Genomic DNA, 19,946 nt, shown 5'->3' with positions numbered 1-19,946 from the left:
GCCCTTTTCGTTTCTTTGCCCCAATGTGCCAGTGGCACTGAAAAATCAGGGCCTTATCTGTTATTCATCCAGCGGGATGGGGATGAAATAATAATTACCCGCGCGATAAACCCTGAGCAGGGCCGCCGAGCGTCCTTCCTCGCGGATGGATTTGATCGCCGCACTCACATCCTCGGGTGAAGACACAGCCTTGCGATTCACCTCGACAATCACATCGCCGGGGGCAATCCGCTGGCGCAGATCCGGTGCCACCTGAAGAACAATGGCACCATTCACATCATCAGGCACATCATATTGCTGGCGCAGCAGCACCGTCAAACCTGACAAATTCATACCCAGTTCTTCAGTCACCGAAGGCTGAGCAGGGGTTGTGGGATCATCGGGTCTTGGCCGTTCGCCGGTCACCACCGAAAGATTGACCCGCTTGCCATCGCGCAAGACCGTCAGGGTCGCTTTTTCTTTGACACCCAACGCACTGACAACCTTCACCAAAGCCGTGCTGTCTTCTACTTCTTCGTCATTGAATTCGACGATGATGTCGCCTTCTCTGATCCCGGATTTGGCCGCCGGGCTATCGGGGGTCACGGAATTGACCAAGGCACCCTTGGCCTTTTCAAGGCCCAGGGCTTCGGCCGTCATTTTATCCACGGCCTGGATCTGCACGCCCAAAAAGCCCCGGCGCACATAGCCATGTTCTTCGATCTGCGAAATCACCCGTTGGGCCTGATCCGATGGAATAGAAAAGGCGATCCCCACATTCCCGCCTGTGGGGCTGAAAATGGCGGTATTCACGCCGATCACTTCACCATCGAGATTGAACAAAGGCCCACCCGAATTGCCCCGGTTGATCGAGGCATCGGTCTGGATGAAATCATCGAAAGGGCCCCCGCTGATCTGGCGATGATGGGCGGAAATGATCCCCGCCGTCACCGATCCCCCAAGGCCAAAGGGATTGCCGATGCTCAAAACCCAATCGCCAACCCGGGCTTTTTTGCTCGATCCCCATTTCACAAAAGGAAAATCCTGATCCGATTTGATCCGCAAAAGGGCCAGATCACCCTCCTGATCGCGCCCGATAACCTCGGCCTGATATTCTTCGCCATCCACTGTGCGCACGGTCACTTCATCGGCTTTTTCGATGACATGGTTATTGGTCACCACCAGCCCTTTGGGATCGATGATAAAGCCAGACCCTAAGCTTTGCAGCTTGCGCGTAGGGGCTTGCCCATCCCCCCCCTGACCGGGCTGACGGCGATCAAAAAATTCATCAAAAAAATCTTCAAATGGCGAACCCGGCGGGAAAGGCGAACGCCGCGTTGTGGCTTCGACATTTTGCACGCTGGAGATATTGACAACCGCCGGAGAGAGCTTTTCCACAAGATCCGCAAAACTTTCCGGCATTTGCCGGGCCTGCGAAAGAGACGCCGTGGCAAGAAAAACCACCGCCGCAAGCAACCCCACCCATAAGAAAAGATGCTTGATCCGATTTTCGCGGCTGGCATCAGTTCTGGCATCAGTTCTGGCATCAGCTCTGGCGCTCAATCCATCACTGGCTTTTGTTATCGCTATCGCTGTCGCATTTTTATGGCGCATGACACCTCCTTTTATACAAATTCACCTGCTCATATCCCCTGCATTTTCCCTGATCGAACATCTTTTAGACAAGGACCGGACCTAAGGGCGGATCAAAAACGCCCCACCCAAATCATCACAAAGCCAAAGAGCAGGCCGCCAATGCCCGCAAGGCGCAGTTTCTCGTTTCCCGAGCTTAGCACCAAAGCGTGCAAACGGCGCATCTGATCCGGCATCAAAATATAGGCCACACCTTCCAGAACAAAAGCCAACCCCAAAGCCACAATAAAATCAGTCCATAGAAAGCTCATGGGGCTGGCCTCAGTTTATTTTTTCGCGTTCTGATTACCAAGATACTCAAGAAAAGGGCTATCCGGTGACAAAACGATGGTGGTGGAATTATTGCCCAGTGCATTGCGATAGGCTTCCATAGAGCGGTAGAATTCAAAGAAATCCACATCCTTGCCAAAAGCCTCGGCGAAAATCTTGGCCGCAGCCCCATCGCCTTCACCCCGCAGCTTTTGCGCTTCGCGGCCGGCTTCAGCCAGCAAAACAGTGCGTTCACGATCAGCCTGCGCCCTGATCCGTGCCGCCAATTCGCGGCCTTCCGCCCGGGCTTCTTCAGCTTCACGCTCACGCTCGGTCCGCATCCGATCAAAAATGGTCTGCGAATTGGCATCCGGCAAATCCACTCGGCGCAAGCGCATATCAACCACTTCGACACCAAAGCGATCAGCATTGAGATTAACCTGTTCGCGGATTCTTTCCATCAGTTTGGCGCGTTCACCAGACACGATGTTGCGCAAAGGTTCAGAGGCCAGAACCTGCCGCAGATTAGATGCCACGATGGTATCGATGCGGCTTTTGGCCCCTAATTCATTCCGCACAGTTTGGTAGGTGAGCAAAGGATCGGTAATCCGAAAGCGGGTAAAAGCATCTACCTGCAGGCGCTTTTGATCCGAGGCAATCACTTCTTGCGTGTCGATATCAAGATTGAGAATGCGGGAGTCAAAATAATTCGCCTGTTGTAAAAAGGGCAGCTTCCAATGCAGCCCCGGCTCCTTGACCACCCTTCGGGGATCGCCAAATTGCATCACGATAACCTGTTCGGTTTCCCGCACAGTAAACAAACCGGTACTGGCAATGGCAATCACCACGCCCAGCACAATCAGCAAAAATATCGAGCGTGCGTTCATTATCTGTCTCCGCCTGATGTTTTGTCATTGCGGCCCTTGATCGCAGGCAGCGCCATATAGGGCACAACGCCCGAACCGGCATTCTGATCCATGATCACCTTATCCATATCGGTAAAGATATTTTCCATGGTTTCCAGATAGATGCGGGTGCGCGTCACATCTTTGGCCTGAGCATATTCCTCATAAACCGATAAGAAACGCGCCACATCCCCCTGAGCACCGGCAATCACCTGTTCCTTGAAGGCTTCGGCTTCCTGAAGGATCTGATTGGCGCGCCCACGGGCTTCTGGAATGATCTGATTGGCATAGCGATCCGCTTCATTGCGAAACCGCTGACGATCCGCTTCGGCGGCCTGCACATCACGGAAAGCATCGATCACCTGCATGGGGGGATCAACCTTTTCAAGCTTCACGCCGCCGACCAATATCCCCGCTTCATAGGTATCCAAGGATTGCTGGATCAGGGTTTGGGCTTCTGTTTCGATCGCACCGCGCCCCTCGGTCAAAACCTGCTGGATGTTGGTGCGCCCAACGATTTCCCGCATCACACTTTCCGCAACCGATTTAACGGTTCCTTCCTGTGGGCTTTGGATATTGAACAGATATTTGGTGGCATCCTTGATCTGCCAAAAAACCGTGAAAGACACATCCACGATATTTTCATCACCGGTAAGCATCAGGCTTTCATCAAGCAAAGCTGAAGGGCGATTGGCCTGCCCCATGCCCTGACGAAAGCCGATATCAACCCGATTAACAACCGTAACCGCTGGGGTAAGAGCGGTTTCAATCGGCCATGGCAAATGCCAATGCAGGCCGGGAAGGGTTGGCTGCTCGGCCGCCGCGCCAAAGCGCAGGACCACGCCCTGCTCATCGGCATTCACCCGATAAATCCCGGTCGCCGCCCAAAGAATGAGCCCTAAAATGATCAAAAGGGTGATCCCGCTTTTACCGCCTGCGCCCTGGGGCAGCATTTGTTTCAAGCGCTGCTGGCCTTTTCTGATCATCTCATCCAGATCGGGCTGAGGCCCTTGGGGTCGTCTTGGCCCCTGAGGCCCCTGAGGCCCTTGCGGCCCGCCACCCCATGGGCCATTTCCGCCACCGCCGCCGGTATTTTGCCAGGGCATAAATTTTCTCTCCCGTTGATTTAAAATCAGAGCACTTCAAACACTGCGGTTCAAAACTGCGCTTTTGCAAAGAATTCCTGTAACGCTATATATGAAAGACGGGGACCTGTCGCAATGTCAGCTTTCCATTCTATGACATAAAGTCACGATAAATATCCATTTGACTACAGATAAAGGCCCAATATGACCGCCGATAAACAACAGATTCTCGATGCCTTGAAAACCGTCATCGACTCCGAAAGCGGGCAGGATATCCTGTCATTGGGCTATGTAACAGGGCTGGTGATAAAAAATGGCCATATCGGTTTCTCGCTTGAGCTTCCCGATGCCCAAAAGGCCAGCCGGTCCGAGCCTTTGCGCGCCAAAGCCGAACAGGTGGTGAAAGCCATTCCGGGCGTTTTATCAAGCACGGTGGTGCTCACCGCCGAACGCCCCCAAGGCTCCACACCCGCCGCGTCTCGCCCCCCTCACCCCCCCCAAATGCCCGGAAAACAGGGGCCAAAGCCCGCGCCTCCCTTGGAAGGGATCAAGGATGTAAAGGCGATCATCGCCATCGCCAGCGGCAAGGGGGGGGTTGGGAAATCAACCACCGCCGTTAATCTCGCCCTCGCTTTAGCGCGTCAGGGCCTCATGGTCGGGCTTTTGGATGCCGATATTTATGGCCCCTCGGTGCCCCGGCTTGTGGGGGCGCATGGCAAGCCAGACGTGGCGGGGAAAATCATCGAACCGATCATCGCCCATGGGATCAAAACCATGTCGATCGGTTATCTGGTGGATGAAGAAAAAGCCATGGTCTGGCGCGGCCCCATGGTGGGATCGGCCGTCACCCAGCTTTTGGGCGATGTGCATTGGGGGGCTTTGGATATTCTTGTGGTGGATATGCCCCCCGGCACCGGCGATGCGCAGCTCACATTATCCCAAAAGGTGCCTTTGGCGGGGGCGGTAATCGTTTCCACGCCCCAGGATATTGCGCTCATCGATGCCCGCAAGGGATTGGCGATGTTTCGCCAGGTGGATGTGCCGATTTTCGGGATCATCGAGAATATGAGCTATTTTCTTTGCCCCAGTTGCGGGGATCGCGCCGATATTTTCGGCACCGGTGGGGCGCGCGAAACCGCCGCCGCTTTGGGGGCCGATTTCTTAGGCGAAATTCCCTTGCATATGGATATCCGCGTCACATCCGATCAGGGCACCCCGGTGGTCTCGGTATCGCCCGATGGTCCGCAGGCCCGCGCCTATCTCGATATTGCCGAGAAAATCGCCGCTCGCCTCTCTGCCAAATAACGCTGAGGGCTGGTCACTGGCCAGCGCTTGTTCGACAAAGAGGGGCTGGTCACTGACCAGCGCGTATTCGATAAAGGGGGCTGGTCACTGACCAGCCCAGCGACGCAGCAGATTGGCGCGGCTTTTGGCGATGAGATCAAAGCTTTCCGATTTGCCGTCCTGCTGATGGAGTTGGTCCATCGCGCGACCGAGATCGAATAAAACCTCCCGCGCGCCCGCATCCCGCACAAGGCTTTCCACCCATGTGACCGCCACAAAGCGCAGGCCGGAGCGCACCGGCTCAACCCAATGAAGGCTGGTGGAGGGATAAAGCACAAGGCTGCCTGCGGGGAGCTTGAAGGCTTCCTCTCCGCCCAAGCCCGCCAGCACCAGTTCCCCCCCTTCATAGCTTTCGGGATCATTGAGAAAAACCGTGCAGGATAAATCAGTGCGCAGCAAGTCTCGCCCCATCAGGGCATCATCCACATGGCGGCCATAGCCCTCCCCCGGTCCGGTCCGGCTGATCAGAGGATCGGCGATCCGCGCGGGTAACGCCACGGCCTTGAACAGGGGATGCTCCAGCAAAGCCTGTTTGATCCGCCTTTGGCAATGGCTGCGCGCGGCAGAAGATTTGGCCTGCCAGTTTGATTTCACCGCACGCGCATGCCAGCCCGCCGTTTTCGCCCCCGGCTCATATTCCAGCTTGGGCAGCATCTCTTGTAAACTTGACAGATCATCAGAATTCAAGGCATCACTAATGAGAATGAACATGATTTGCAATCCTAGATTCAGGATAAGACAATGACACAATGGCGTCGTCGCAGACTTTGGACAAGCCTTGGCGCAGCCGCGCTGATCACCCCGGGCCTTGCGACAGGGGCCTTGGCCATGGCCGATAAACCTCTATCAGAGCCGGGGCTATCCGCGGCCGCCAACCAAGACGCTGAAGAGCGCGCTCATAACCCACGCGGAGACGATCTGACCAGAACGGCTTATGCCAGCGTGATCCAACAGGGCGGCGAAGGCGGCGAAGGGGGTGAAAGCGGCGGCGAAGGGGGTGAAAGCGGGGTCGATCCTGTTGCCGCTCAGCATGATCCGGTGGTCTATCTCACCGCTCTCGATGTGATCAGGGCGCATTATCTGGCCGGTCTGGCCGCTTATCGCGCTGATGATCATCAGGCCGGGGCGGAAATGTTCGTTCACCCCATTTCAGAAGTTTATTATGATCTGGAAGCGGCCTTCAAAGCCCAAGGGGTCGATCCCTTCGTTGAGGCCATGTTCAAGGCTGGTGATCTGGCTTTCGCCGGTGAACCCACCGAAAAGGTGGAAGCGGCGGTTAAAACGGTGCTGGCCGCCACTGATGCCGCAGCGAAAAAAGCCCCCCGAGCCAACCACGCCACCGCCGCCATCGAAGCGGCGGTAATTGCCGATATGGTGGATCGCGCTGCTTTGCAATATCGCCTTGTGGCTGCCGGGGATAATAAGGATGCCTGGCTTGATGGTTATGGCTATCTGAAAGCCGCCCAAAGGCGCGCCGATTTGATCCGCGAGCAACTTGATCCCCGTTTTCGCGATGCCCTTGATGAAACCCTGACGCTTTTATCCTCGGCCTATCCCGAAGGCCTGAAGCCCGCCGACGAAGCCCTTGATCCGGGGCTTTTACTGGCCAAAGCAGGACGGGTCTCGCTCTTGGCATCGGGCTTGCGATAAACCGGATCAATGCGAACCCCTCAAAATAAGGGCGCATCAACATAAAAAAGAGCGGCCCCTGATCATGTGACCGCTCTTTCTTTCCGTTGAATATGGATCAAAAGGCCTGGCTTAATTGGGCAAAAGGACCTGATCGATCACATGAATAACGCCATTCGAGGCGGCGATATCGGCTGTTGTCACCGTTGCATCATTGACCGAAACCCCTGATGTGGCATCGATGGCAAGGGTGCCACCCTCAACCGTTTTGGCGTCAATCGTTTTCCCGGCCAGATCTGCCGACATCACCTTGCCCGACACCACATGATAGGTGAGGATAGCAACAAGCTTTTGCTTGTTTTCCGGCTTCAAAAGATCTTCAACCGTGCCCGCAGGCAATGCGGCAAAAGCGGCATTGGTGGGGGCAAAAACCGTAAAGGGCCCTTTGCCCGACAAGGTTTCCGCCAGGCCCGCCGCCTTCACGGCTGCGACAAGCGTTGAAAAATCGTCATTGCTTGCAGCAATTTCAACAATCGTTTTCCCGGATTTATGATCATCGGCAGCCACCGGGGCCACCATGAAGAGGGCCAAAAGGGCAGACAGAACCAAACGAAATTTCATCGTCTTCGCCTCCTATGCGCTGATAAAGCTTGTCTGTGCGCTGATCATTCAGCAGGCACTGTCGATCTTTACGCATCATTAAGGATGGCGGTTTTGATTATGGCAAAATAAGGCATGTTTTGGTGAGGATTTGAAAAAGGCACCGAAAATCAGACCCAAAAAATGATAGAGATAAAATCAATCAAACAAGCTTGAAACCGATGTTTCATGGCTGATGCGGTTCATCGCTTCGGCAATCAGGGGCGCAATGGTGATGCGCCGCACCTTCGTGGACAGGCGCACCGCTTCGGTGGCCAGGATCGAATCGGTGATCACCAGTTCCTTCAGAGATGAAGCCCCGATGCGCGCCACCGCCCCGCCCGATAAAACACCATGGCTGACATAGGCCGAAACCGCTTTTGCCCCCGCCTGCATCAGGGCATCGGCGGCATTGCACAAGGTGCCCGCCGAATCGACGATATCATCAACCAGCACACACACCTTGCCATTCACATCGCCGATGATGTTCATCACTTCTGAAACCCCGGCCTGCTCCCGGCGCTTATCAACAATGGCCAAAGGTGCGCCCACCCGCTTGGCATAAGCCCGGGCCCGCACCACGCCGCCCACATCGGGCGATACGATCATCAGATCATCCTGGCTGTAATGATCGCGCAGATCGCGGCCCAAAACCGGCAGGGCATAAAGATTATCCGTGGGAATATCGAAAAAGCCCTGAATCTGACCTGCATGAAGATCCATGGTCAAAACCCGATCCGCACCTGCCGTGGTGATCAGATCGGCCACCAGCTTGGCTGAAATCGGCGTGCGCGGCCCCGGTTTGCGATCCTGGCGGGCATAGCCATAATAGGGCAGAACAGCGGTGATTCGCCGAGCCGAAGCCCGCTTTAAAGCATCGATACACACCAGCAATTCCATCAGATGATCATTGGCCGGAAAACTGGTGGATTGCGCCACGAAAACATCCTCACCGCGCACATTTTCATGGATTTCCACGAAAATTTCCTGATCGGAAAAGCGCTTTACGCTGGCTTTGGTAAGGGGAATATTGAGATAGGCGGCAATGGCTTCGGCCAGTGGCGGATTGGAATTACCGGTCAGGATTTTCATACTCTGCTCCGTATGCATCTTTTGCGTCCATCACCGCATCGGCTGCGGCCATGGCTGGCCATGCCCATCACAAACCCGGCGGTCAGGTCACCCAACCGTTCTGCGACAATCTTGCAGCGCTCTTAGCAAGCGCTGCCCCTGCTGTAAACAGACCATCCTCAGGAAAGACCGCCTCATAAGAAAACAGCCCATGGAATGCCCCAAAGCGGGGGCCCAACTTCATGGCTTTAACCCAATCACCGAAAGCTGACGGCCATAATCGGGCTCATCAAGGTGGGTGGCCCGGCGAAAACTATAAAACCGATCCGCAAGGCGATAGGTATCAAGGCCCAGGGGATCAACCGCCCTCACCCCGGCACGGGCCAGAAGGGCCGCCACGATCCCCTCCAGATCGCATTGAAAGGCTTCTGGCCGCCCACCCCCAATGAAGAAATCGGCAAAAGCGGGGTCCTGATCGCAAAAAGCCTGCCGCACCTCGGCCCCCACCTCATAGGAAGCCTGCGCAATCATCGGGCCGATGGCTGCGCTCATCTGATCGGGCCGCGCGCCATAAGCGATCATCACCTCAATCGTGGCCTCGATCACCCCGGATGCCGCACCGCGCCAGCCCGCATGGCAGGCTGCCACCACCCCGGCTTTGGGATCGGCCAATAAAACCGGGGCGCAATCGGCGGTCACAATGCCTAAAAGCAGGCCGGGCTGATCGCTGATCAAGGCATCGCAGCGTGGCGGATCATCCGCATCATATAAAGCATCGCCCCCCTCGCCCCGATCTTCTGGAAAGGCTTTGATCCCCCGGATCGGGCGGGCCAGATTGCTGTGAATCTGATAGGGGGTGAGCAGCGTCAAACCGCCCATGGCGCCTTCGATCCGGCGGCGATTTTCCGCCACCGCAGCCGCCTTATCCGATGAACCGCGCCCGGCATTGAGGCTGGAATAAAGGCCGGTTGAAACACCGCCCGACCGGCTGAAAAATCCATGAACCACCCCCGGCATCTGCCCCAGTAATGCGGACGGAATGGGGTGAGGCGCATCCGACTGAAGAGACGGACCCCTTGCCGAGGACGTGGGTTCATTCGGTGTCACTATGGGCTGCCCTTCTAAATCCGGGAAGAAGACGCCGTAGAGGCACAATGGCCATCACCTTGAAAAGATCGCCCATCAAATCGGGGGCCGTCAAGCGCCGCACCGCCGCCTTGATCTCTTTTTGCTGCTTGTCTCCGGCGCGTGAGCACAAAAGGGCCGCCCGCACATCGATACCCAAAGCCTTGAGAAAATCCCCTTGGGTGATCGGCCCCGCCACCGCCGCGCCATGATGTCTGGCGGTGATCGCCAATTGCTGGAAATCCACATGGGCGGTGAGATCGGTTTGCCCGGGGCGGTGGAAAATATCCACCCTTTGATGGCGGCGCACGGCCTGCAGGGTTTCCCCCACTCCGGAAACACAATGGCCATAATCGATGATCAGGGCCGCCCCATCAAAAGCCAGAATCCGGCGGCTGATATCCTCGCACACAGCCAATCCCGCCGGGCAGATTTCCACGATGCTGCCAATGGGGGCAGACCGCAGGGCTTCAGGCACCAGATCGACCAGATCGATCTGATCCTGATCAGCAGGATACAAACAAAAGGAAAAAGTCTGGCCATCGCTGGTGATGGCCCGTTCAGCCCAGCCATTTTCTGTTTTCACCAGTTGATGGACCGGCAAGGCATCGAAAAATTCATTGGCAATCAACAGAACCGGGCCATCGGGCACATCATCGAAATGATCATGCCACTGCGGCTTGGCGATCCCCATGCGCCCCAATCGCTGGGCTTGCGCCTTGATCAGGGCTTCATTGGCTTCCACGAAATGCACCGTCACCGCTTCTTTCAAGCCGGGGACGACAGAGAGCGCGCGCAGGGCATCGGCCATAAGGGTGCCCCGACCGGGGCCCAGTTCAACCAGCCGCACCCGCCGTGGCTGGCCCATGGCTTCCCAGCGATCCGCCAACCAAAGGCCAATCAACTCCCCAAAAATTTGGGATATTTCCGGGGCCGTAATGAAATCGCCCGCGCCCCCCAAAGGATCATTCTTGCGATAATAGCCATGATCGGGATGCATCAGCGCTTCGCTCATATAGCGATGCACGGTCATGGGGCCATCGGATGCGATCCTCTCGTGTAAAAGCCGGGCAAGGGGCGTGCTCACCGCTGCCCCCGCTCATTTTTAGATGCCGAACGCTCTGAGGCCTGCCCGGCCCCACGCATTTGGGCACTCTTGCGCGATTGGGCCGCAGAAATGGGATCGAGCCAGCGGGGGAAATGACCCGTGGCGGCGCTCCAGATCACCCAGAGGCCGAAAAAAATCATCGGCAGGCTGAGAATCTGGCCCATCGAGATGAAATCGGCAAACAGCCCCAGATGCTGATCGGGCTGGCGGGCAAATTCCACCAGATAGCGTGCCAGACCATAGCCGATGAAAAACAAACCCACGATCAGCCCCGGCAGTTTTCGCGCTTTATGCGTCCAATATATGAGGGCGTTCAACACAATGAAAAGGATCAGCCCTTCGAGCAAGGCTTCATAAAGCTGGCTGGGATGGCGCGGCACCTGCACGGGATCGGTGGGGAAAATCATCGCCCAGGGCACCGTGCTGGGGCGGCCCCATAATTCGCTATTGATGAAATTGGCCAGCCGCCCGAAAAGCAGGCCGATGGGCACGGCGGCAGCAATCATATCGGCAAAACCCAGCAAGGGCAGCTTTTGCGCCCGGGCATAAAAGATGATCGCCAGCGTCACCCCCAAAAGCCCGCCATGAAAGGACATGCCGCCATCCCAAAGGCGTAGAATAGCCATGGGATTATCAAGATAAACGGCGGGTTTGTAAAACAGCACATAGCCCAGACGACCACCCAGAATCACCCCCAAGGTGGCCCATGTCAGAAAATCATCGATCTGGCGGCGGGTGATCGGCACGGCCAAAGCCACGGCAACCTTGCGCACCCAAAGCCAGCCCCCCAAAAGGCCGACCAGATAGGCAAGGGAATACCAGCGGATGGGAAATCCGAAAATGCTGACCAGAACAGGATCGATCTGGGGATAAGCCAGCACCCCATTGGCCAGCAAAAAGGCAGGCCCACTGGCCATGGGCTGCAGCCCCATATCAATAAATTCCAGCATGGTCGCCTGTGCCCTTCCGTTTATCTCGGCCCCTTCGTGGGGGCACATCATCCGCGCCACAAGCGTGAAGTCAAGTTTGATGGGGACACGCTTTGCAGAAAGCCGGCAGGGATCGCCGGAGAACCAAAGCTGTCAGGCGGGCGAAAAAACAGTCTTTGCAAAAAGCCGGCTATCCCCCCATATTCGGAGGATGATTCTAAACGCTTGAAAGACTGAAACACCATGCAGACCGATAACCGATTTTTCGATGATCTGGCAAAGCTTGCCACCGGGGCCGCGGGGGCGCTGACATCCGTTCGCTCCGAAGCGGAAGGCGCCGTGCGCGCATTTCTTGATCGTCGATTGGGCGAGCTTGACCTTGTGACCCGCGAAGAATTCGACGCGGTGAAGGAAATGGCGGCCAAAGCCCGGGCGGAAAATGATCGCCTGAACGACAGGCTCAAGGCCCTTGAAGACCGGCTGGCTGAAATGACGGACGAAAGTGGCCCCAAAAAGCCGACCCCCAGCGCCCGCAAGGCCGCCGATAAGCCCGTTCAAGGCAAACCGGCTTCAGGCAAAACAAGCGCCAATAAAGCAACGGGCACTCGATCAACAGACCCCAAAACCGATTGAATGATACTAGGTCTGGTAAGTTGTAACGAAAATTTAACCAGATCTTGCAGTTATCCACAAGATATTGAGGCGGCTTCCCCAGAGTTCCCTTGCACAGTGCCTGGCAAGCTGGCACCATTGCTCTCGTGTCAAATGTCACAGAGCGGCCAGATCATTGGCCAAAAACCAGTGGCCTGGCAGATGTTGGTGTTTTGGCAAGATCGACAAGACTGTCTTGACGAGACCAGCCGGTGGCCTGCATAGCCCCGGTGGCTTCTACAGGGAAGCAGCCAAAGGAGTGACAGCGCATGACAACGCTCATTGCCGACGACAGCATCGCCACAGAATCCAATCCCCTTGATCTGGTTGAAGATTTGGCCAATGCCAATGATTGGATTTATGATCGACAAGATGATGAACTGACCGCTGCGGTAACCGGCGGCTATTGCGAATATCAGCTCCGTTTTTTCTGGCGCGAAGAAGAACGTGTTTTGCAGGTTGCCTGTGTTTTTGATGGCCGGGTTCCCGAAGCCAAGCGCGCCGCCGTTTATGAAACATTGGGCCTGATCAATGAGCGGCTGTGGCTGGGGCATTTTGAAATGTGGTGCGATGAAGGGCTTTTGATGTATCGCCACGCCACCATCGCCGATGAAGAAGGCTGCGGCCTATCCGGCCATCATCTGGCCGTGATGGTGGAAACCGCCCTGAGCGAATGCGAACGCTTTTATCCGGTTTTTCAATTTGTGGTCTGGGCCGGTAAAACCCCGCGTGAAGCCCTTGATGCCGCCATGCTGGAAACCATGGGCGAAGCCTGAACCTTAAGACGAAGCCTGAACCGTAAGGCGAAAGCTGGTCCGTAAGGCGAAGCCTGATCCGTAAGGCGAAAGCTGGTCCTAACAATCGCCAAAAAGCGAATATTGCCGCCTGTCGCCTGCATCTCCCGCGTTTGAGCCCCGGTCCCCCTTGGCATTGGCTTTGGGTGGCGGGGTAAACAGGCTGCAATCAAGCTTTTTGATCGCGCGATTATAGCCGATTTTGGCGATGGCCAGCCGCAGCCGGGCGGTGATCATCTCGGCATAGGCCCCTTCGCCACGCATCCGATGGCCAAAGCGTGCATCATTCAGCCGCCCGCCGCGCATATCACGCACCAGCTTCAGGATGCGCGATGCCCGATCCGGGCGTTCCTCATGCAGCCATTCTTCAAACAGATCCTTGATTTCATGGGGAAGCCGCAGCATCACCCAGCCTGCCTCGCGGGCCCCGGCTGCATAGGCGGCGGCGAGGATTTTCTCGCCTTCATGATCAGTCAGGGCCGGGATTACCGGGGCCACCATCACCCCCACCGGCACTCCGGCTTCGGCCAGCGCCTTCATCGCCCCGATGCGGCGACCGGGCGTGCTGGCGCGTGGCTCCATCCGGCGGGCCAGCCGATGATCAAGGGTGGTGACAGACAGCGCGACTTTCACCAGATTGCGCTGGGCCAAAGATGATAAAAGTTCCAGATCCCGCAAAATCAGGGCCGATTTGGTGACGATGGTCACCGGATGGGATGTTTCATCCAGCACGATGAGAATCGACCGCATGAGCTTTTGATCACGCTCGATCGGCTGATAGGGATCGGTATTGGTGCCAATGGCTATCGGAGCGCAGCGATAGCGGGGATGGGCAAGCTCTGCCCTTAAAAGATTGGCCGCATCGGGCTTTGCAAACAGCCGGGTTTCAAAATCCAGCCCCGGCGACAGCCCCATATTGGCGTGGCTGGGCCGGGCATAGCAATAGATGCAGCCATGTTCGCACCCCCGATAGGGATTGATCGACCGATCAAAAGGAATATCGGGCGAGCTGTTTTTGGTGATGATCCTGCGCGCTTTTTCCAAAGTGATATGGGTGGCAAGGGGGGCCAGATCCGCCTCATCCTCGGCCCAGCCATCCTCAACGGCCTGACGCGATAATGGCTCGTGCCGCCCCGATGCATTGGAAACCGCCCCCCGGCCCCGCCGCAGGGGCGCCCGCACAGGATTGGCAGAACCCATAGGGCTGATGGAACCCATGGGGCCGGTGGCAAAGCGTTCATCATCGCCCCCATCCGCATCCGCATAAGCTGCCGATGGGAAAGGGTCTTCATCTATGGGCGGCCAATCCTGCATAATGCTTGATGATAAGGGGCGGAAAGGAACATATCAAGAACATTTTATCAGGCGTTTTCATAATCTGCCGCCAATCTGTCCACAAGCTCCTGAACCGATGGGCAATCGCTGATACCGCCCACGCCCTGGCCCGCGCTCCAGATCGATTTCCAGGCCTTGCCTTTTTTCTTCTCGCCGGTTTCGCGCATGGATAAATCCATATCCACCGATTTAGCGACCGCCCCCGGGGTGGGATCAACCCCGGCCGCCACAAGGCTGGGGGCCAGAAAATTGCCCATGATCCCAGACACCTGATCGGTATAGACGATATCGCTGATATCCGATTGCACGATCATTTCTTTATAGGCCTGATCGGCCATGCTTTCGCGGGTGGCAATGAAGCGCGTCCCCAGATAGGCAAAATCCGCGCCCAGAATTTCCGCGGCCCGCACCCCTTTTCCATCGGACATGCTGCCCGCCAGAATGATCGCCCCATCAAACTGTTCGCGTAGCTTGGGGATGAAAGCAAAGGGGCTAAGCTGCCCGGCATGGCCGCCGGCCCCGGCGCACACGGCGATGATGCCATCCACCCCGGCTTCGATGGCCTTTTGCGCATGGCGCATATTGATCACATCATGAAAAACCAGCCCGCCATAAGCATGAACCTGGGCCACAATATCGCCCGGATGCCCCACCGATGTAATCACGATGGGCACCTGATGCGCCACCACAAGGGCTGTATCTTCGGCCAAACGGCTATTGGATCGATGAACGATAAGATTGACCCCGAAAGGCGCGGCATCAGGGTTTCGGCGCTTTTCCATATCCTGAAGCCAGCCATCGAGCTGTTCGATGGGCCGGGCATTGAGGCTGGGAAAAGTGCCGATCACCCCGGCATTGCAGCAGGCAATCACCAATTCCGGGCCGGAAACGAGAAACATCGGCGCGGCGATCACCGGCAGGCGCAAGCGCCCCTTAAGGGCAGCGGGCATGGTCATGGGGCAGGTCTCCTGTTGCACAGTCTGATAGGCTTTACCCACTGTGCCGGGAAAAAATCGGGCTGTCATCGCCTCGTTTCAGGGAGGTCAAGCTCCATCACGCGCCATTCGAGGCCGTTTTTTCGCCATTCCGAGCCCTCAGCCGATGGCGGCGCGCACGGCATCAAGGCTTGAGGACACGATATCAAAGCGTTCCGGCGCATCATAAACCCGGGCCAAAGGCTCGGGCACGGGCGGCGCGAAACCAAGGGCCTGCTCCACCGCATCGGGAAATTTTGCCGGATGGGCGGTGGAAACCGACAGAACTTCGCAGCCCGCCGCCCCTTTTGCGCGATGGGCCGCCGCCACCGCTACCGCCGTATGGGGATCGATGATCCGGTCGGTTCTGGCAAAGGTTTCGCGGATGGTTTGCAGAATTTCAGCGTCATCCACCGCATGGGCTTCAAGGCTGAAGGGCAGATCATCGGCCCAGTTTTGCGGCAAGGCAAGATGCCCGCTTTCCACCATATCCGCCATTTGCGCGGCAGTTTTTACGGCATCGCAGCCATTGAGCAGGAATAACAGGCGTTCGAGATTGCTGGGAATTTGAATATCCATCGCCGGGCTCAGGGTTTGGCGCACCGGCCCACGGGTTGTTTTGCCTTCGGTGAAAATCCGGCTCAAGGCATCATTGGCATTGGTGGCCACGATCAGATGACGGATCGGCACCCCCATTTTCGCAGCAATCAAGGCCGATAGAGCATTGCCGAAATTGCCGCTTGGCACCGCCACGGCAAAGGGCCTGCCCGCCCGCGCCATCTGCGCGCCGATAAACACATAATAGGCGGTTTGGAATAAAAGCCGCCCCCAATTGATGGAATTGACCGACAACACCGCCTCATCAGGACGTTCGGCCCGCTCGGCCAAAAGCGCCTTGGCAAAGCGCTGGCAATCATCAAAGCTGCCTTCCACCGCCAGATTGAGCACATTGGCATCATCCACCGTTGTCATCTGCCGCCTTTGCACCTCTGATACCCGGCCATGGGGATGCAGGATCACGATCCGCGCCCCCGGCTGCCCCCGGAAGGCGGCAATCGCCGCCGAGCCTGTATCCCCCGATGTGGCCCCCAGAATAAACAGCTTGCGCGCCTTATGCGCCGATAAAGCCGCCAGCAATTGCGACAGGGGCTGAAGGCCATAATCCTTGAAGGATAATGTGGGGCCGTGAAACAGCTCCAAAAGCCAATGATGGGCGCCAAGCTGATTGAGGGGGGCAATGGCGGAATGGCGAAATCCGGCGAGAGCTTTGCGGGCGATATCTGCCCAGGCTGCGGCGGAAAGCGCGCCGCCATCAAACAGCCCCCCCACAAAAGCCAAGGCTTGGGCATAGCTGCCCGCCCCTAGCCGCTCCAGCTCGGCTTGATCGATATGGGGCCAGATTTGGGGCAGATAAAGCCCGCCGCCGGGCGCTAGGCCACTGGCCACCACCGTTGCAAAATCAATATCCAAATCCGCCCGGGTGCTGGTATAGCGCATCAGAAAAGCCCTTTTCCGGCTGTTGTCATGTCGTAGAAAAGATCCATGCGGGTGGCAAATTCCTCGGGGTCTTTTTCCTTCACCAGCGCATCATTTTGTGGATGCAGGCGATCATAAAGCCGCGTGAGGGTAAAGCGCACCGAAGCGCCTAGACATAAGAGAGGCAGGGCCACCCGCTCATCCGCCGAAAGGCCACGCTTTGCGCTATAGCCCGCGATCATCGCTTCGGCGCGGCGCGGCACAAAGCGATTTTGCGCATCAAAGCACCATGAGGCCAAGGCCACCGCCAGATCATAGGCGCGCAATTCATCGCAGGAAAAATAGAAATCGATCACCCCGCTGAACCGGCCATTGCTGAAAAAAACATTATCGGGGAAAAAATCCGTATGACACGATCCCATGGGCAGATGATAGGGCCAACTATCGGTGAGCCGATCAAGGGCGCGCAAGATGGATGGCAGCCGCCTTTTAGCCGCCCGATCCGCCGCCTGTTCGCAGCTTTCAGCCAATGGCCCCCAGCTTGAAAGCCCATAGGGATTAGGGCGAAAGCCGCCATAGCCCTCGGCCCCATGATGCAGCCGAGCCAGCCCGCCCCCCGCCTCGCGGCAGGCATCGACGCCGGGATCGAGCAGGGATTTGCCTTCCAGAAAACTGACGATCAAAGCCGGACGCTGGCACAGGGATTTGAGCGCACGGCCTTCGCGATCGGCAATGGGCCGGGGCACCGGCACCGCACGGGCATCGAGCTGCAACATCAGATCCACCACATAAGGCAGGGCATCCGCAGGGGTGCGCCGCTCGAACAAGGTCAGCACATAAAGGCCGGTGCTGGTCAAAAGCTTGTAATTGGTATTTTCCACACCTTCGGCAATAGGCGTCAGCGTCACCGCCTCGCCCAGATCATAATCGGCAAGGAAGTGCGCAAGGTCGCTTTCGGAAACTGTGGTAAATACGGCCATAGGTGCCCGGATATAGACTCTTTGGGCGGCATAATGGACATAAAATTATGCCTTGCCGCAAGGCCAGAGATGAAAGCAGGGATAAAAACTGATCAATGATTAGAATTTATGCGCGCGGAAATGCAAAAAAATCAAACATAATATCCTTTGAATTGCCTGCTCTTACAATTTTTCCTTAACGGGTCTCTGGCATAAGAAGGCTAGGAATGATTTCAGGGCGGTCAGTATGTACGACGGGTTGGATCAGGCAGAGGAATTCGCACAAAGCGCCCATGCGCTGATGAAACAGCATAAAATTCCGCCTACACCGCAAAATTACCAGATCTGGTATAGCTATGCCACGGGCCGCAATCAAAGCCTGAAAACGGCCATCGATGTGCTGATCAGCAATAGCTGCGATTTTAACGAAGACCGCAATGCCGAGATCGCGGAACAGTATTTTGGCTCGGGGCGCGGCAGTCGGGAAGTTCATGAAGCCACCGAACGCCTAGAGACCATCGCCAAAACGATTCTCACCCATGTGCAGGATACCAAAGCGGGCAGCCAGAAATTTGGCAAGCGCGTGGCCAGCCTGTCAACGGAAGCTGGCAATCTGGCCAGTGGTGATGAAATCAAAAGGCTGGCTTTGGGCCTGTTGAAAGAAGCGCGGGCGATCACTGAAATCAGCAGCAGCCTTGAAAAAAACCTCAGCGTCACGGGCTGTGAAATCACTGAATTACGCTCGTCGCTGGTTCAGATGCGCAAGGACGCCACCACCGATCCTCTGACGGGGCTTGCCAATCGGCGTGAGTTCCTCAATGTCTTGAAAGCAAGCGCCATGGATGCGGCGGAAAGCGGCGAGACTTTGTCTCTCATCATGATGGATATCGATCATTTCAAAGAATTCAATGATCGCTATGGCCATAAAATCGGCGATGAAGTTCTCAAGATCGTTGCCGCGAAATTGAAGCTGACCCTGAAAGGCAAAGACCTGCCCGTGCGCTATGGCGGCGAGGAATTCATCGCCATCCTCCCCCAAACCTCAACCGAAAGCGCTATGACTGTGGCGGAACATATTCGCCAATCCATTTCCTCAAGCGCCCTTAAAAACCGCCTGACATCGGAAAGCTATGGCAAAATCACCGCCTCTTTCGGCGTGGCGAGCTTCATCCATGGCGAACGGTTGGATGATTTCATTCAACGGGCCGATGAAGCCCTTTATCGGGCCAAACGCGATGGCCGAAATCGAATCGAAATGGCCCTGGATTCGCAATTACAACAATTCGGCTAAGCCTGATATCAATCAAGCTGTCTATTTGTTCAATTTCAAGTTCTTGTTTTTATACGTTCAGGCTCTAAACAATTGCGAATAAATAAAGAATTTGTCATATAGCTGTCATGAAGTTATCATTTTCCCGTAACGAATATTTGCGGGAGAGATAAAATGCGTACAACAAAAATCTCCGGGCCCCTTGCACGGTCTGTCATCTTAGGGCTGTCGATGGCCTCTTTGGCGGCCTGCGCAACGGTATCGGATGCCCCGGATTATCATGCCTCGCGCAATGCGGCGCTTATCAAGCCCGCGACTGCCGATCATTATGCCATGAAGGATATTTTGCTTGGTGATTTCGATCAGGCAGAACAGCGCCTGCGCAACGCCGAAGCCTATGATGAAAACGACCCTTACCGACTGATTAATCTGGCGCTGGTTCTGCAAAAAACCGGCCGCATGGAAGAAGCCGCAGCCCTTTATCGGCGGGTGCTTGAACTGGAACAAAATCCCCGCGCTGGGCTGGCTTCCGGCTATGGCCAATCGGTGAAAGATATCGCGGGCAAGGCGCTGGCTTCGATCGACCGCGAGAGCAATGAGCCGAAATGAGGCTCTGATCCACCTCTAACCATTACACGGCCCTGATATCTGCCGTTGCATCCGGGGCCCCTCAATCGTCACCCCGGGCTATTTATCTTTCGTCATCAACTCTGTTGTTGGAGTTTCATATCTCTGATTTTTGCGTTAGCGATGACGATGATTTTTCGCATG

The 19,946-nt window shown here is 56.3% G+C and carries 20 protein-coding genes; 6 read left to right on the top strand and 14 right to left on the bottom strand.

Features of this window, described 5'->3' with window-relative positions; translation table 11 throughout:
• Positions 1-60 precede the first annotated feature (60 nt).
• The 4 genes from QK300_RS09440 to hflK form a co-directional block, all read right to left on the bottom strand.
• The gene (locus QK300_RS09440; protein WP_281301444.1) at positions 61-1,593 is read right to left on the bottom strand and encodes a Do family serine endopeptidase; all 1,533 of its coding nucleotides are present in this window, start codon (positions 1,591-1,593) and stop codon (positions 61-63) included.
• Positions 1,594-1,685: 92 nt separating this feature from the next.
• Positions 1,686-1,883, bottom strand: a complete 198-nt coding sequence (locus QK300_RS09435; RefSeq protein WP_281301443.1) for a DUF2065 domain-containing protein — start codon at positions 1,881-1,883, stop codon at positions 1,686-1,688.
• A 15-nt stretch (positions 1,884-1,898) separates the two neighbouring features.
• Entirely contained in the window at positions 1,899-2,768 is an 870-nt protein-coding gene (hflC, locus tag QK300_RS09430) for a protease modulator HflC (RefSeq protein WP_281301442.1), read from the bottom strand.
• Entirely contained in the window at positions 2,768-3,892 is a 1,125-nt protein-coding gene (hflK, locus tag QK300_RS09425) for an FtsH protease activity modulator HflK (RefSeq protein ID WP_281301441.1), read from the bottom strand. The genes hflC and hflK overlap by 1 nt, the downstream gene beginning before the upstream one ends.
• Before the next feature lie 183 nt (positions 3,893-4,075).
• On the opposite strand from hflK, the gene apbC reads away from it, so the two are divergent.
• Positions 4,076-5,176 carry an iron-sulfur cluster carrier protein ApbC gene (gene apbC / locus QK300_RS09420; RefSeq protein ID WP_281301440.1) on the top strand — a complete coding sequence of 367 codons (1,101 nt, stop codon included), beginning with the start codon at positions 4,076-4,078 and terminating at the stop codon, positions 5,174-5,176.
• An 84-nt stretch (positions 5,177-5,260) separates the two neighbouring features.
• On the opposite strand, the gene QK300_RS09415 is transcribed toward apbC, so the two are convergent.
• Positions 5,261-5,926 (bottom strand): Fe2+-dependent dioxygenase, encoded by a 666-nt coding sequence (locus tag QK300_RS09415; RefSeq protein ID WP_281301439.1) that lies wholly within the window; start codon positions 5,924-5,926, stop codon positions 5,261-5,263.
• Positions 5,927-5,956: 30 nt separating this feature from the next.
• Here QK300_RS09415 and QK300_RS09410 point away from each other — a divergent pair, with 30 nt between their 5' ends.
• Entirely contained in the window at positions 5,957-6,865 is a 909-nt protein-coding gene (locus tag QK300_RS09410; RefSeq protein WP_281301438.1) for a hypothetical protein, read from the top strand.
• Positions 6,866-6,976: 111 nt separating this feature from the next.
• On the opposite strand, the gene QK300_RS09405 is transcribed toward QK300_RS09410, so the two are convergent.
• The 5 genes from QK300_RS09405 to lgt form a co-directional block, all read right to left on the bottom strand.
• A complete protein-coding gene (locus QK300_RS09405) occupies positions 6,977-7,423 on the bottom strand; it encodes a fasciclin domain-containing protein (RefSeq protein ID WP_348651866.1) in 447 nt (148 codons plus the stop codon).
• Between the two features lie 219 nt (positions 7,424-7,642).
• Entirely contained in the window at positions 7,643-8,575 is a 933-nt protein-coding gene (locus QK300_RS09400; protein ID WP_042083191.1) for a ribose-phosphate pyrophosphokinase, read from the bottom strand.
• Between the two features lie 219 nt (positions 8,576-8,794).
• Positions 8,795-9,571, bottom strand: coding sequence for a polyphenol oxidase family protein (locus QK300_RS09395; protein WP_281302301.1), 777 nt, complete (start codon positions 9,569-9,571; stop codon positions 8,795-8,797).
• Positions 9,572-9,647: 76 nt separating this feature from the next.
• Entirely contained in the window at positions 9,648-10,766 is a 1,119-nt protein-coding gene (locus QK300_RS09390; RefSeq protein WP_281301435.1) for an SAM-dependent methyltransferase, read from the bottom strand.
• The gene (lgt, locus tag QK300_RS09385; RefSeq protein ID WP_281301434.1) at positions 10,763-11,737 is read right to left on the bottom strand and encodes a prolipoprotein diacylglyceryl transferase; all 975 of its coding nucleotides are present in this window, start codon (positions 11,735-11,737) and stop codon (positions 10,763-10,765) included. Before lgt ends, QK300_RS09390 begins: the two co-directional genes overlap by 4 nt.
• 222 nt (positions 11,738-11,959) lie before the next feature.
• On the opposite strand from lgt, the gene QK300_RS09380 reads away from it, so the two are divergent.
• Complete coding sequence (locus tag QK300_RS09380; RefSeq protein ID WP_281301433.1) at positions 11,960-12,349, top strand: accessory factor UbiK family protein; 390 nt, start codon at positions 11,960-11,962, stop codon at positions 12,347-12,349.
• A gap of 287 nt (positions 12,350-12,636) precedes the next feature.
• Positions 12,637-13,143 carry a YbjN domain-containing protein gene (locus tag QK300_RS09375; protein WP_281301432.1) on the top strand — a complete coding sequence of 169 codons (507 nt, stop codon included), beginning with the start codon at positions 12,637-12,639 and terminating at the stop codon, positions 13,141-13,143.
• Positions 13,144-13,221: 78 nt separating this feature from the next.
• Here the strand turns inward: QK300_RS09375 and QK300_RS09370 are convergent, their stop codons facing one another.
• The 4 genes from QK300_RS09370 to QK300_RS09355 form a co-directional block, all read right to left on the bottom strand.
• The gene (locus QK300_RS09370) at positions 13,222-14,379 is read right to left on the bottom strand and encodes a PA0069 family radical SAM protein (protein ID WP_348651865.1); all 1,158 of its coding nucleotides are present in this window, start codon (positions 14,377-14,379) and stop codon (positions 13,222-13,224) included.
• 143 nt (positions 14,380-14,522) lie between these two features.
• Positions 14,523-15,452, bottom strand: a complete 930-nt coding sequence (locus QK300_RS09365) for a nitronate monooxygenase family protein (protein WP_281301430.1) — start codon at positions 15,450-15,452, stop codon at positions 14,523-14,525.
• A gap of 138 nt (positions 15,453-15,590) precedes the next feature.
• Entirely contained in the window at positions 15,591-16,967 is a 1,377-nt protein-coding gene (gene thrC, locus QK300_RS09360) for a threonine synthase (protein WP_281301429.1), read from the bottom strand.
• On the bottom strand, positions 16,967-17,926 hold the full coding sequence (locus QK300_RS09355; protein ID WP_281301428.1) for a homoserine kinase: 960 nt from the start codon (positions 17,924-17,926) through the stop codon (positions 16,967-16,969). The genes thrC and QK300_RS09355 overlap by 1 nt, the downstream gene beginning before the upstream one ends.
• Before the next feature lie 226 nt (positions 17,927-18,152).
• Here QK300_RS09355 and QK300_RS09350 point away from each other — a divergent pair, with 226 nt between their 5' ends.
• Together QK300_RS09350 and QK300_RS09345 are read left to right on the top strand one after the other, a co-directional pair.
• The gene (locus tag QK300_RS09350) at positions 18,153-19,196 is read left to right on the top strand and encodes a GGDEF domain-containing protein (RefSeq protein WP_281301427.1); all 1,044 of its coding nucleotides are present in this window, start codon (positions 18,153-18,155) and stop codon (positions 19,194-19,196) included.
• Positions 19,197-19,349: 153 nt separating this feature from the next.
• Positions 19,350-19,784, top strand: a complete 435-nt coding sequence (locus QK300_RS09345) for a tetratricopeptide repeat protein (RefSeq protein ID WP_281301426.1) — start codon at positions 19,350-19,352, stop codon at positions 19,782-19,784.
• Positions 19,785-19,946: the final 162 nt, after the last annotated feature.

It is taken from the genome of Iodidimonas sp. MBR-22 (genome assembly GCF_029946565.1).
GTDB classification, from domain to species: Bacteria; Pseudomonadota; Alphaproteobacteria; order Sphingomonadales; family Rhodothalassiaceae; genus Iodidimonas; species Iodidimonas nitroreducens.
Note: the sequence above shows the minus strand (reverse complement) of the source record. Positions and strands in the feature narration are given on the sequence as shown.